Consider the following 12,514-nt stretch of genomic DNA (forward strand, 5'->3'; position numbering starts at 1 on the left):
GCACAAGCGATCGACTTCGATCTGCGTCGTGCCGATCTTGCCCAAGACCTCTACTTCGCCCGGGCCTATCGCATAGGCAACCGTGATTGAGTCCTTGTCGGGTAGCAGCGACGCATTACTGCGTCGCCGCCCCCTAAGAACCGGACGTGCGAGTCGCCCCGCATCCGGCTCAAGCCATCCTTCAGCACCACTAGGTGGCACCGGGCAGCCCAGCGGAACGTTTCGCGGATCGACGGCGGGCAAGGTAGGTGTCCCATGCCGGATCAAACGGATTGGCCAGTCCCCGGATTTTGATGTGGCGCTGGATGGCGACCGTCGTTGCTCGGAAGAGTTGCAGGCCGCAGGTGTCACCCTCGGTTGAACCCTTCATTGCAAAATCCCAGGACCGGTGTCCGTCGCGCCGGTAGTACCGTTGCCTGACCCACCGGGCTCCTTTCGTGGGGTGCCTACGTCTTGCCCACTTCCAGAGCAGGTGCCAGAGGTGCGAGTCTATCGTCGAGAAGGTCGCTTTTGCCACGACGTGGCGATGATACATAGCCCATCCCCGAATGATCGGGTTCAGCCTACGGATCAACACCTCTTGGGTGACACTCGCGTTGTCTTTTATGATTCCCCTGACCTTGTCGAGCAGCGATTTGATACCTTTCGTCGCTGGCTTGATCAGCAGTTTGCCGCCGTACTTGCGCACGTTCTGGCCAAGGAAATCGAAACCCTCCGCTATGTTGGTGATTCTGGTTTTCTCTTCCGAGAGTTCCAGGCCTCGGGCGGCCATAAATTGCTTGACCGCGGGAAGCACCCGGGATTCCAGCACATCTTTCGATACGCCAGTCACCACAAAGTCATCGGCATAACGGACGACGTTGAGCTGAGCCTGTCTGCGAGCAACTGTTGATGTTCCCACACTTGCACAAACTGCTGCTTCAAGCCCATCCAGCGCCATATTCGCGATCACAGGCGAGATGACACCCCCTTGGGGTGTACCCGCCCGCGACTCGAACAGGGTTCCCTCATCGATATATCCGGCCTGAAGCCACTTTCGCAGAACCTCCTTATCCATCGGTATGTTCTCCAGGAACCAGGAATGACTGAAGTTGTCGAAACATCCTCGAATGTCACCCTCCAGAACCCATTCTGGCGAGGCACGCTTGGCCAGAACGTTGAAGCACTGTTCGATGGCGTCGGCGGTCGAGCGTCCGGGCCGAAAGCCGTAGGAATTGGCGTCTGCCAGGGTCTCTGCGATGGGTTCCAGAGCGAGCTTCCATAAAGCCTGCATCGCCCGGCACCGCATACATGGAATTCCCAGCGGGCGCTTCTTGCCGTTACTCTTGGGAATGTAAATCCGCCGCAGCGGCATCGCACGATAGCCGCGATGACGTAGCGACACCATTCCGTTCCATCTGGCCGCCGGGGACGGCCATATTCTGCCATCCACCCCCGGCGTCCTCTTACCGCGATTTTCCGTCACACGCTTCACGGCGAGCATCTTGCCGCTATGCGAGCGGGTCAGCAGACGTTGCAAGGCTTTCACCTTGCCCCATCGGCCTTCCCGAGTTGCCTTGGCTAATGTGGAGCTAACCGACATGTGGAGTTCGAGTAGAGTGCTGGCCTCGAGAGCCACTGGCTCAGTTCGAACTCCACATAATTTTCCAGCCTACAGCCGACGCAGCCAATCGATGATATCGGGTTGTTTGGGAGTGTTCTGACTGGTTGGCGCCTGTCCGCCCAGGATATCAGGAAAGACCTGCGCAAGCGCCTGCCGCTTGATATCCATGTCGGCTCTCGCGTAGATCATGGTCGTATTCAGCGTGCTATGCCCAAGCCATTGACTGATTGTTGCAAAGTCGAAACCGGCTTTGAGTAACGCAACGGCGGTTCCGTGACGCAGTGAATGAGGATGGATTCGCTTGGCACGAAGGGTGTCGACGTCTTCGGCGGCAGCCGTAACATACTTGCTAAGCAGATATCGCACACCGAAGCGGGTAAGTTGACCGCCATGATTGTTGCGAAACAAGAAGTCCTCGCGGTCCTCAAGAACATCAGGCCGCGCTCGTGGCAAATCTCGCAGCAACCTGGCAGTACGAGCCCAGATTGGGCAGAAGCGTATCTTGCCACCCTTACCCTTCAGTCTAACCTGGCATGGCGATTGGAAGCGTACATCGCAACGGCGCAGATCGAGGATCTCTTGCACTCGGGCGCCCGTGTTGAACAGCACGGCAAAGAGCGCGTAATCGCGTTGGCCAGCTTCGGTGGAGCGGTCAATTTTATCGAGAACCGCCTTGACTTCAGAAGCCTCCAGATATTCGACTGGTGCCTGCCTTGCTCCTCGCTTGAACGGTAGTGCCAATATCCGCTGCCATTCGAGCATGTGTTCTGGATAGTGGTTCGACAGGAACCGCGAGAATGTATGGAGCGCAGCCAATCGAGCGTTACGGGTGCTAATGCCGTTGCTGCGCTTCTCCTGGATGAACGTCAGGAACCGACTGACGGCTTCCGAATTGATATCGCAAAGGTCGAGCCTGTCCACGGGCCGTGAAGAATCCTCGGATAGGTAACGTAGGAACAGCACGATGGCATCTCGGTAGCCACGAATCGTGTGTTCGCTCATACCGCGCAAGGTCGGAAGATATTCGTGGAAGAAGCGTACCAGTGAGCGTCCAAGTTCGTTTGGATGACTGGGATTCATGATGCACCTCCATCAATCACATGGCCAAAGTGTGCTTCGAAGCGTTGGCTGGCCACTGCCACAAGTGACGGAATCCACTTCAGATAGTACGCAGTCGAGACGATGGACACGTGGCCCATATACAGTGCGAGCTTGGGAAGCTGTGATTGCACGTCGAGTCCCTCTCGGTACCATCGCAGGAGGGCCTGAAGAGCAAAGACATGTCTCATATCATGAACGCGTGGGCAATGCCCATCGCTGCCGAGCACATTGGCGGCATGGAACACGTTCTGGATAGCTTCTCGAAGACCGCCAACGGAATAACCGCGAAATCCGTTCGCGAAACTGCAAAGCAAGGGGGACGTCGATTCGTTGCGTGAAGGTAATGTCAACCGCAGCTTAAGATACGACTGCAGTTCCTGGCGCGCGTCGGTCGAGAGCGGAACAAATCTGGATTTGTGAAATTTGGACTCGCGAATATGTAATACCCCTTGTTCAATGTCGGCGTCGCCGATCGTCAGTCGTGCCACTTCTCCTATGCGCAGGCCTGTCGTATAAAGCAGGACCACTGCCAGCCGGACGACGGCCGGCCGTAGTGGCCCTCGATGAGTCGCAGGCAATCGGTCCGCCGCAGCAAGCATCCGTGCCACTTCCTGTTCGCCGAAGATGGACGGCGGACGACAAGCGACCAGGCGAGGAAAGCAATTGATGTCCGGGATGAAACATGCTGGTTCTGTACGTTGCCGGTAGAGACAGAACTTACGAACGATCAACTGCCGTTTCCGACGATGATTGATACAAACTCCAGATAGCGAGTTACACCAGGCCTCAAACTGGGCCGAGTCAAGGTCTGTTGCGCACCGGTCCAACAGGAAGCGCCCCAGCGAAACCAGGGTCATCTGCTCATAACGGTAATCACGGCCGAGGGCGCGTCTTGTGGCAACATACCGCTCGACGAGCGGACCAAGGGGGAAATCATACGGTTTCATGTTGCCCTCCCTCTGCCTCGGCAAGCCGTGGCAACGACAATCCGACTTCACGCAGGCTCTCGATCTGCAGACGTAGATAGACGTGGGTGCTTTCTACAGTTCGATGGCCTAGCAGGTCTCCAATGGCCTTGATGCCGACTCCGCGCTCCAGCAAATGCATTGCGAACCCATGGCGCAAGCTGTACGACGAAGTCCCTTCAAGAGGTAGTCCGCTTTGGCGCGCCCGTCTTCGGTAGATGGATCGTATTGAAGTGCTCGTCAGTGCCTGAGCAGGTGCGCGGAGGCGCAGAAATAGCGAAGGAAGGGCGCTCGGCGGGCGGACGTCGTAAACGTAGCGGCGAAGTAGCGCAAGTGCGGCGGATGGCAGAGGCAGGACCAACCTCGAGCGCGTCTTGCGTTGCTCCACCTGAAGTGTTCCGGAAGACCAGTTGATCGAGTCCAGATTCAGCAATGCGACCTCAGACGGGCGCAAACCGAAATAGGCCATCAGGTAGAGAATGGCATGATCCCGATATCCCGCGGCTTCAGTCTGGTCGATTGTGTCCAGAAACGCGAGGGTGAGCTTCCACGGGAGAGCCTTGGGTGGCAACTCGCCTTGATACACCCTGGGTGTATCGATGCCATCAAGCCGCGCGAGAACTTCGCCCCGGTCATAGCAAAATCGCAGAAAAGAACGCAACTGACCCACCGGCTGTTGCAGCGTGGTGCGCTTCAAGCGTTGTCCGGCAGCAGTAACAAAGGATTCGACTGCGCACGCGGAGATCGTACTGACCGGAGAATCAGGCTTAACGGCATGACTGAGGAAGGCATATGCCGTATCCAGATGATGTTTGGTAGTCTCGACGGCGTAGCCGCGCGCTTCAAGCAAATACTCCCGATATGCAACCAGGACGCGCGTAAAGCGGCCGAACTCAGGTTCGGACATCAGGCACCCTTGGCCAGTCGAGATCAGGAACCGTTGAAAATTGTGTCCGGTAGCCCGGTATTGCTCCGGGCGCGTCGAAAATAAGAATAGCTCGGCAAGTTGGCCACGAGTCAATCCCCGTTGAGGTGGAAACGCTCCAGCGCGTTCGAGCGCCTGACGGAGCCTCAGAACATGACCCCTGGTCGCCTTGCGCGAATATCCGCGATTCGTCAGCCATTCGGCGAATCTGTGTAGCCAGGGCGCCACCGGTGATTCGGCGTAGCGTCCATGTGCCTTGGGAAATGGTTCCGTGAGCATGGTGCCTCCGTAAAGTTGCTCAGAGGGAATATCACCCTACGCCAAACGTTCAAGGTTATGTGGAGGGAAGATGCTGAGGGTATGGACCAGCGCGACTGAAGCCGCGGAGCTTCACATAACGAAGTGCTACACATTAGCCAAGTAACGTTATGTGCAACGTTACTTGGCGATACGCACCTGAAGTCGTTTCACTTCTGCGTCGATCTGCGACCAGTCCGCCTGATCCCACATCTGCGCAGCGCGCGAGGGCGCACCAGCCCCGAGCGCTTTCGCGTCGGTTGCCGTCATCTGCTTTCCCTCGTATAACGATTGGTCAAAGTTATCCCGCCATGAATGACCGCGCGGAAGTCTGCCCGCTTTCGCGTCGGGCAATGTCTCAGCCCGTATCCCGTCCATTACAGCCGGGCATTCGCTTTCTCCGCATTCCTTTACCCACCGCGCCAACAGCGTTCCTTGCGGTTCGCCTGCCGTTGCCGGCAGCACGATGGGCTTACCCTGTTCCGCTTGAGTCTCTGAGCGGGGCGGACCCTTCCTATTCGCCGGCGGCTAGGCGTCCATGGTGGCCCAGTCCACGAGGGCCACTCCACACCGCGTACCGTTTTGGTTCAAGCCTGTCAGCACGTTTGGCTTGTTTCTTGGTGACGACGTTTATCGGAAGTTCACATGTGTTGGTCGTACCCGCCCGTCCCTTGCTCCTCTCCGCCTCTGTGCTGGCAGATTCCACCTCACCTCGCGGTTCGGCGTACCGGTTATCCGGCGGCTACGTTGTCCCCGGAGCTTCACACCAAGCTGTTGCCGGCTCGGCATGTCCGGGTAGGGAACGGTTGATGGAACAACCGGTTTCATCAGGTCATACCTTCTCCAGTGAAACAGAAACTTAAGCGACTTTCAGGTCGCACGTGAACGTCCAGACCGACGTACAGAGTGCTATCGTCTTTCATGCTGGCCTCCGCGTGGGAAATAAGCCGTTGAGTGGCGGATTCGCCTCCCCCTCAATGCGGCTCTGGCAGCAATGCTAATCCGCGTCTGGTTCCCCACGGCGGCCAGCCTCGCTGCCACGGGAGTCATACTGACTTACTGTCCTCGGCGGACGGCCAGTCTTATCGTAGCGTGCGCGTGTTTTTGTACGGGTATGGGCTTCAGGGCATAGCTACGATGCCTGCCGCGTGGTAACGAGAGGGCGCGAGGCATTGATAGGCCGTCCTCCCGACCTCGTGAGAGGGGAGTGGTACGCGGCTTGAGGTCCGTCCGTCTGCGCAGCGACATCGCGCACCACGGTTGTGGTCCGGCACCTCTTGCCGCAGGCACGCCGTTCGATCACTGAGCCACTCCGCTCTCACGAGGTCGGGAGGACAGCGCTGTTCCCGGCGTTGCCCTTGGCGATCTGCGCGGCAGGCAGTCCAGCTATGCGCTGAAGCAAATACCCGTACAAAAACCGTAGCTCACTACGATAAGACTCCCGCCCGGCGGGCAAGAAAGCGCTTTTTGCTTCCTTTTTGGCGCAGTCAAAAAGGGAGTCGCCGGCTACGCCGGCGAAACAGCAGAGCATCCAAGAACCCAAACGCCGCAATCCAGCGAAGAACAGGTTGGGCGACGACGGCACCGATGGTCCACTGGTGCCGGCATCCCGTGTATGCTGAACGTGGCTTCATTCTTCCGATTTCCGACCTTGCCCACGTCATCCGATCCGGCCGCCGGCCGCCGCCAGGGCCGGCTGCTGACCCAGCTTTCCACGCAGCTGCGCAACCGGGCGGGCGCCCAGGTACGCGCGCTGACCCGCAGCAATTCCGGCCTCACGCTGGATTACGACAACCCACCCGGCGACCCGGGGCTGTTCGGCCCCGACGCGGTCTGCTGGCGCGTGCACTCGGATTTTCCTGCGATGCTGGCGGGCGGTGTCAGCGCCTTGCTGTTGCAGACGCTGCACCCGCTGGCGCTCGCCGGCGTATGGGACCACTCCACCTTCCGCACCGACATGCAGGGGCGCCTGGGCCGCACCGCGCAGTTCATCGCCGGCACCACCTACGGCAGCCGCGCCGATGCCCTGGCGCTGATCGAACGCGTGCGGCGCATCCATGCGGGTGTCTCCGGCACGGCACCCGACGGGCGGCCTTATGCGGCGACGGACCCGGCGCTGCTGACCTGGGTCCATGTGGCGGAGGTGTCGAGCTTCCTGGCGGGGTACCTGCGCTACGTGGGTCCGCTCAGCGAATCCGAGCAGGACCGCTACTACGGCGAGGTGGCGCACATCGCGGAATTGCTCGGCGCCACCAGCGTGCCGCGTTCGCGCGCGGCGATCGCCGGCTACCTCGAATCGATGCGGCCCCAGCTGCAAGTGAGCGAGCGCACACGCGAGGTGGTGCGGCTGGTGATGATCATGCCGGTGGCCAATCCACTATTGAAGCCGGCCGTGCGCGTGATGGCCTATGCCGGCATTGCGCTGCTGCCGCGCTGGGCGCGACAGGCGCTGAGCCTGGAGGGCCCCTCGGTGCGCCGGCCGGTCTCGCTGGCGGGCATGCAGGTGCTGGCGCCGACGCTGCGCTGGGTGCTGGGCGGCGGGCTTGCGGTGCGGGCGCGGCGGCGCGTGGCGAGCGGCGGATAGCCGGCGCCGGCCTCCGCCGGCCTTGTTACTCTGCCGACACCGTGGCGCTCGCCGTGCTGCCGCGCAGGGTCGCCTCGTTCAGGCGAGCAACAAGGAACGGCGCGATCAGGGATACGCCGGCGCTCAGCAGGAACAGGATCCGGAACGCATGCTCGGCGGTTGCACGCACGGCGGCCGCGTCAGCGGCTTCCGTGCCATTCGCCGCCATGACTCGCCGGAACATGCTCATCAGTATGTCTTCACCGCCGGCCAGGTCCGAAACGGCTACGCCGCCGTGGCGCAACAGCGCAATCAGCACGGTCGTCAGCACGGCCACGCCGACGGCACCGCCCAGCATGCGCGAGAACGCGGTCAGCGCGGTCGCCACGCCAACCTGCTGCGGCGGCACCGCGTTCTGCGTGGCCACCAGTCCGCTCGGCAACTGCAGGCCGATCGCCAGGCCCAGCACCACCATCACCGCCACGCAGAGCCAGACCGAGCGCGGATCGACGAACGCCAGCGCCACGATGGCAAGCGGCGCCACCAGCGAGCCCACCATCTGCAACGGCTTATAGCGGCCGGTCAATGACATCAGCCGGCCCGAGGCGAATGCGCCGAACGGAATCGCCAGCGTCAGCGGCACCAGACGCAGCGCGGCGGCGTCGGCATGCGCGCCGCCCACCACCTGGAAGCGCAGCGGCAGCAGCACCGACATCGCTATCAGCTGGAAAAAGCACAGGAACAGCGTGATACAGCAGATCGCCACAGTGGGCACGCGCAGCATCGCCAGCGGAATGACGGGATCGGTGGCACGGCGCTCCTGCCAGACGAAGAGAGCGAGGCCAAGCAGCCCCGCCAGCAGCAACGCGAGCGTATCCGGCCGCAACGGCGACTGGCCTTGCCCGAGCCGCGTCAGGAACACCAGCACCCCGCTCAGGCCGCCGCCAAACAGCAGCGCGCCGAGATAATCGATGCGATGGCGCCGCCCGCTCGCGGGCAGGTGCCGCAGCGCGCGCCGCACGCTCACCAGGGCCAGCAACGCCAGCGGCAGGTTGATCCAGAAAATCCAGCGCCACGACAGGAAGTGCGCCAGATAGCCGCCGATCACCGGCCCGGCCATGCTCGCCACGGCCCACACGCCACTGACATAGCCCTGGTAGCGGCCGCGCTCGCGCAGGGGCACCACGTCGGCAATGGTCGCCTGCGAGACCGAGATCAGCCCGCCGCCGCCCAGGCCCTGCAGGATGCGGGCCACGATCAGCTGCGGCATGGTCTGCGCCATCGCGCACGCCACCGAGGCCAGCGTGAACATCACGATCGCGAACGAGAGCACCGAGCGGCGCCCGAGCACATCGGACAGCTTGCCGTAGATCGGCGTGGCAACCGTGGAAGCGACCAGGTAGGCCGAGATCACCCACGCCATGTCCTCGAAGCCATTGAGCTGCAGTGCGATTTCCGGCAACACTACGGCTACGATCGACTGCTCCAGCGCGCCCAGCAGAATGGCCAGCATCAGGCCGAAGATGACCTGCATGACCGGCACCTGGGGCTGGGGATTGCCGTGCCGGGCGGAGGATGACGACGAGGAAACAGGATCGGCCGCCTGCGGATGCGGCGGCTGGGAAGAGACTGCGGTCATGGGCGCTGCGGCCGGCCAGTGGACTGATGTCCGCACCCCGGGACGCCGTGCGCAACCGGGAAGCGGACTGGCCCGCTCTTGTAGTTAGGGGGTCAGGGAGAACCCGCATTGTAGGCGCAACCCGCCGGTCTCGCTGGCGCCCGCGCCGGATGCCCGGCGTTCGGTGCGATCAGAAGGTCTCCCAGTCCCCACTGTCGGCCAGCGCCGGCTGGCCGGCTGCCGCGCGGCGACGCTGCGTGACCTGCAGGACCGGCTCCTGCCGCTGGCGGGCCACGGGTGCCCGAGGCTTGGCAGGCATGGCCGGCGCGCGGCTAGCGAGCACTGACTTCTGCGCCTTGCGCTCGACCGGAGGCCGGACTGCCGCGGGCACGGCCGGGGCGCGGGCGCGGGCTGCGCTGGACACACGGGACGGGACAGTGCTCGCCGGTGCGGGACGGGCGGACGGTGCGCGCGGCGCGGGCTCGGACGGCAGCGCTATGGCCCGGGCGGTGACCGACACGTGGCTGTCGGTGCGCCCGGCAGGCTGGCGCCGGTCAACGGCGTACCCGCCCGACGCACCATCGCCCACATCGAAGCGCCCCACTTCCACCACCAGCCCGTCGGCCTGTTGCATCAGGCTTTCGGCGGCGGCCGCGGCCTGCTCCACCAGCGCCGCGTTCTGCTGCGTCACGCTTTCCATTTGCGACACCGCCTGGCTCACCTGCTCGATGCCCGTGGTCTGTTCCACGCTGGCTGCGGAGATTTCGCCCATGATGTCCGTCACCCGGCGCACTGCGCCGACGATGTCATCCATGGTGCGCCCGGCCTGCTCGGCCTGGCGCGCGCCGTCCTTCACCTGCCGCACCGAGCCGCCGATCAGTTCCGCGATTTCCTTGGCGGCTGCCGACGAGCGCTGTGCCAGGTTGCGCACTTCCGAGGCCACCACCGCAAAGCCGCGCCCCTGCTCGCCCGCGCGGGCGGCTTCCACCGCGGCGTTGAGCGCCAGGATATTGGTCTGGAAGGCAATGCTCTCGATCACGCCGGTGATCTCGCCCACCTGCGACGAGGATTTCGAGATGCTTTCCATGGTCTGCACCACGTCGCGCACCGCGCGCCCGCCTTCGGTCGCCACGTCCGACGCGTTGACCGCCAGCTGGTTGGCCTGGCGGGCGTTGTCGGCGTTCTGGCGCACGGTGGAGGTCAGCTGCTCCATCGATGCCGCGGTTTGCTGCAGCGAGGCGGCCTGCTGCCCGGTGCGTTGCGAGAGGTCGCTGTTGCCGCGGGCGATTTCGCGGGTCGCTCCGTCGATCGATCCCGATGCCTGCTGGATGCCCTGCACCAGCGCCGCCAGATGGCTGAAGGCGCGCTCGAGCGCGCCCAGCATGCGGCCCATCTCGTCGCGGCTGCGCACCTTGACCACGTAGCGCAGGTTGCCGGTGGCCAGCGCCTCGGCGGCTTCCAGCGCCTGGCGCGCCGGGCGGGTGATCGAGCGCGTGATGCCGATGCCGAGCAGCACAGCCAGCGCCACCGCGGCAGCGGCGGCTCCCAGCAGGATGTTGCGCGTCCAGATGTAGCGCGTGCCCGCCTCTTTCACCGCGGCGACCGCCGAGGCCCGCCCCATCTCGGCAATTTCATCCAGCTTGCCGAAGTACGGGCCCTGTGCGGCCGGCAGCGTCACCACCAGCCCCGCGCGCGCGCCGGCGAACTCGCCGGCCTGCAACTGGCGCAGCACCATGTCCAGCTGGCCGTTGTAGGCGGCGCGGGCCTCGTTCAGGTCGGCAAAGACCTTGTGCAGTTCCGGACGCCCCGATGCCGCCATCACCTTGCCCAGGTCGTCGAGTGCGTCCTGCATGCCTTTGCGCATGCGGTCGATGCGCTCGGTGTGCTGCGTGACCAGCGCGGGATCCTCGGTCAGCGTGGCGTCGCGCACCATGATGCCGATCGCCTGCGCATCCTCCTTGACGTGGTGGAGCTCCAGCACCCGGAGCAGCCGGCCTTCCACCGTCATGCGCATGGCATCGTTCATCCCGCCCAGCGACATGACGCCGAACACGGCCACGCCCACGAGCAGAAGCACCACCACGGAAAAGGCCAGGGACATCCGCGCCCCTATGCCCAGATTTCGCATCCATGCCATCACTGCGTACCCTCCTGCTCTCGATTACTTTGTTCGTACGAGCGCGGTCATGCCCGGCGAAGGGCAGCGCACGTGACCGCTATCGGCGGTCATCGAACACTTCTTGAAGGGAATTTGGAATTGGCGGGGAAAGTGCCCGCATTTCGGGCAATTGCCATCAGGGAGGGTGGCTTCTAATCCCGCAGGGCACACCCGATCTGTCGAACTCGACACTTGCGCCGCAGAGCGCGATACCAATGACGTGGCGCAAAAAAAGAAGCCCACGCGCGGGGTGCTCGTAGGCTTTCCAGGACTGCTAAGAGCCAAATGGCTCTCGAAACGAATATAAACGCGCTTACATGAGGTGTAAATCCCGTTTCTATCAGGGAATTCCCTTATACCAAATAAGGCGCTTGATTCACTTTTAACAGATTTGATCGATTGAGACAAGCTCGGCGGATCACATCCGGACTGTCCCCATCACCCGCCAGCCTAGTCTGGACAAAGGATGGCGAGATATCAGGGCCATCCCCGCCTCGTTGCACGAAAAGTATGTAAAGAATATCTTTTCGCAATGCAACAATTTTTATAGAGCAAAGCCTCTAGACCCAGACTCACTCGCAGGCCGTCAATGTTTGTAAAATTTTGTTACTCTCACCCCTGAAGTATTCCCCTTCTCTCCTGGCGGATCCGTCCGCTGGTGCCGGCACCGAGAGCGAATGTTTCATCCCTCGCCCAGGCCAGGCATTGCCGTTCACCGGCACGGGCCGACGGACCGTCATCAGCCGCCAGAACCCTCGCGGGCTCTTCCGGAGAAGTTGTGAAGAAGAAGGAAATCAGGCCCCCGCGAACCAGCCGGAAACTGCAGCACCAGCAATTCACGGCCCATTCCGTCAGTCGTGCCCCCGTTATTGTCTATCTCTCGAACGGCACTCGGCTGCAGGGCGTCGTCATCGCGTCGGACGACTATATGCTCCTGCTGGCCAAGCACCCGCAGGACGACCGGCCGACCATGGTCTACAAGAGCGCCATTTCGCTGATCGTGCCGGGCAACGGCCCCGAAGCCCCGATCGTTGTCCCGGATCCGGCCAGTGCGCCGGATTTTGTGCCTATATATATGCCGCGCCCGCGGCGGCGGCGCTAAGAGTCGCTGTCAAAACGATTCTGGCGTCGTTGCGCGGCCTTGCCGTACTACTTGTACCGTCTGCGGCCGCGCGTCTAGCCAGAACCGCTTCGCTTCATTTTGACAGCGTGTCTGTGCCAGCCACCATCCAACGCCTGCTCCGCGGCTCTTCACGCCCTGATTCCCGCCCGGCAGCACCATGC

At 62.6% G+C, this 12,514-nt stretch carries 9 protein-coding genes; 2 read left to right on the top strand and 7 right to left on the bottom strand.

Annotation, left to right across the window (positions count from 1 at the left end):
• Positions 1-190: 190 nt before the first annotated feature.
• From ltrA to RM96_RS40630, 5 genes are all read right to left on the bottom strand, one after another.
• The gene (gene ltrA / locus RM96_RS29905; RefSeq protein ID WP_238587471.1) at positions 191-1,519 is read right to left on the bottom strand and encodes a group II intron reverse transcriptase/maturase; all 1,329 of its coding nucleotides are present in this window, start codon (positions 1,517-1,519) and stop codon (positions 191-193) included.
• Between the two features lie 132 nt (positions 1,520-1,651).
• Entirely contained in the window at positions 1,652-2,683 is a 1,032-nt protein-coding gene (locus RM96_RS29910; protein WP_039015361.1) for a tyrosine-type recombinase/integrase, read from the bottom strand.
• The gene (locus RM96_RS38030) at positions 2,680-3,651 is read right to left on the bottom strand and encodes a tyrosine-type recombinase/integrase (protein WP_082016785.1); all 972 of its coding nucleotides are present in this window, start codon (positions 3,649-3,651) and stop codon (positions 2,680-2,682) included. The genes RM96_RS29910 and RM96_RS38030 overlap by 4 nt, the downstream gene beginning before the upstream one ends.
• Positions 3,638-4,873: a tyrosine-type recombinase/integrase gene (locus RM96_RS36620; protein ID WP_039015362.1), complete on the bottom strand. Its 1,236-nt coding sequence runs from the start codon at positions 4,871-4,873 to the stop codon at positions 3,638-3,640. Before RM96_RS36620 ends, RM96_RS38030 begins: the two co-directional genes overlap by 14 nt.
• Before the next feature lie 159 nt (positions 4,874-5,032).
• A complete protein-coding gene (locus tag RM96_RS40630) occupies positions 5,033-5,161 on the bottom strand; it encodes a hypothetical protein (RefSeq protein ID WP_274520244.1) in 129 nt (42 codons plus the stop codon).
• 1,345 nt (positions 5,162-6,506) lie between these two features.
• Between RM96_RS40630 and RM96_RS29925 the strand changes: the two genes are divergently transcribed.
• Positions 6,507-7,475, top strand: coding sequence for an oxygenase MpaB family protein (locus RM96_RS29925; RefSeq protein ID WP_082016786.1), 969 nt, complete (start codon positions 6,507-6,509; stop codon positions 7,473-7,475).
• A 25-nt stretch (positions 7,476-7,500) separates the two neighbouring features.
• On the opposite strand, the gene RM96_RS29930 is transcribed toward RM96_RS29925, so the two are convergent.
• Both RM96_RS29930 and RM96_RS29935 read right to left on the bottom strand, forming a co-directional pair.
• The gene (locus tag RM96_RS29930) at positions 7,501-9,093 is read right to left on the bottom strand and encodes an MDR family MFS transporter (RefSeq protein WP_052279839.1); all 1,593 of its coding nucleotides are present in this window, start codon (positions 9,091-9,093) and stop codon (positions 7,501-7,503) included.
• A gap of 169 nt (positions 9,094-9,262) precedes the next feature.
• Positions 9,263-11,173 (bottom strand): methyl-accepting chemotaxis protein, encoded by a 1,911-nt coding sequence (locus RM96_RS29935; RefSeq protein ID WP_238587472.1) that lies wholly within the window; start codon positions 11,171-11,173, stop codon positions 9,263-9,265.
• Positions 11,174-12,008: 835 nt separating this feature from the next.
• Between RM96_RS29935 and RM96_RS29940 the strand changes: the two genes are divergently transcribed.
• On the top strand, positions 12,009-12,332 hold the full coding sequence (locus RM96_RS29940; protein WP_039015366.1) for an RNA chaperone Hfq: 324 nt from the start codon (positions 12,009-12,011) through the stop codon (positions 12,330-12,332).
• Positions 12,333-12,514: the final 182 nt, after the last annotated feature.

This window comes from Cupriavidus sp. IDO, assembly GCF_000812465.1.
In the GTDB taxonomy this organism is placed as follows: domain Bacteria; phylum Pseudomonadota; class Gammaproteobacteria; order Burkholderiales; family Burkholderiaceae; genus Cupriavidus.

Coding starts and splice junctions, on each gene's coding strand:
- RM96_RS36620 (WP_039015362.1), bottom strand. CDS start 4,873: ATGCTCACGGAACCATTTCCCAAGGCACATGGACGCTACGCCGAATCA.
- RM96_RS29910 (WP_039015361.1), bottom strand. CDS start 2,683: ATGAATCCCAGTCATCCAAACGAACTTGGACGCTCACTGGTACGCTTC.
- RM96_RS29935 (WP_238587472.1), bottom strand. CDS start 11,173: ATGTCCCTGGCCTTTTCCGTGGTGGTGCTTCTGCTCGTGGGCGTGGCC.
- RM96_RS40630 (WP_274520244.1), bottom strand. CDS start 5,161: ATGACGGCAACCGACGCGAAAGCGCTCGGGGCTGGTGCGCCCTCGCGC.
- RM96_RS29930 (WP_052279839.1), bottom strand. CDS start 9,093: ATGACCGCAGTCTCTTCCCAGCCGCCGCATCCGCAGGCGGCCGATCCT.
- RM96_RS29925 (WP_082016786.1), top strand. CDS start 6,507: ATGCTGAACGTGGCTTCATTCTTCCGATTTCCGACCTTGCCCACGTCA.
- RM96_RS38030 (WP_082016785.1), bottom strand. CDS start 3,651: ATGAAACCGTATGATTTCCCCCTTGGTCCGCTCGTCGAGCGGTATGTT.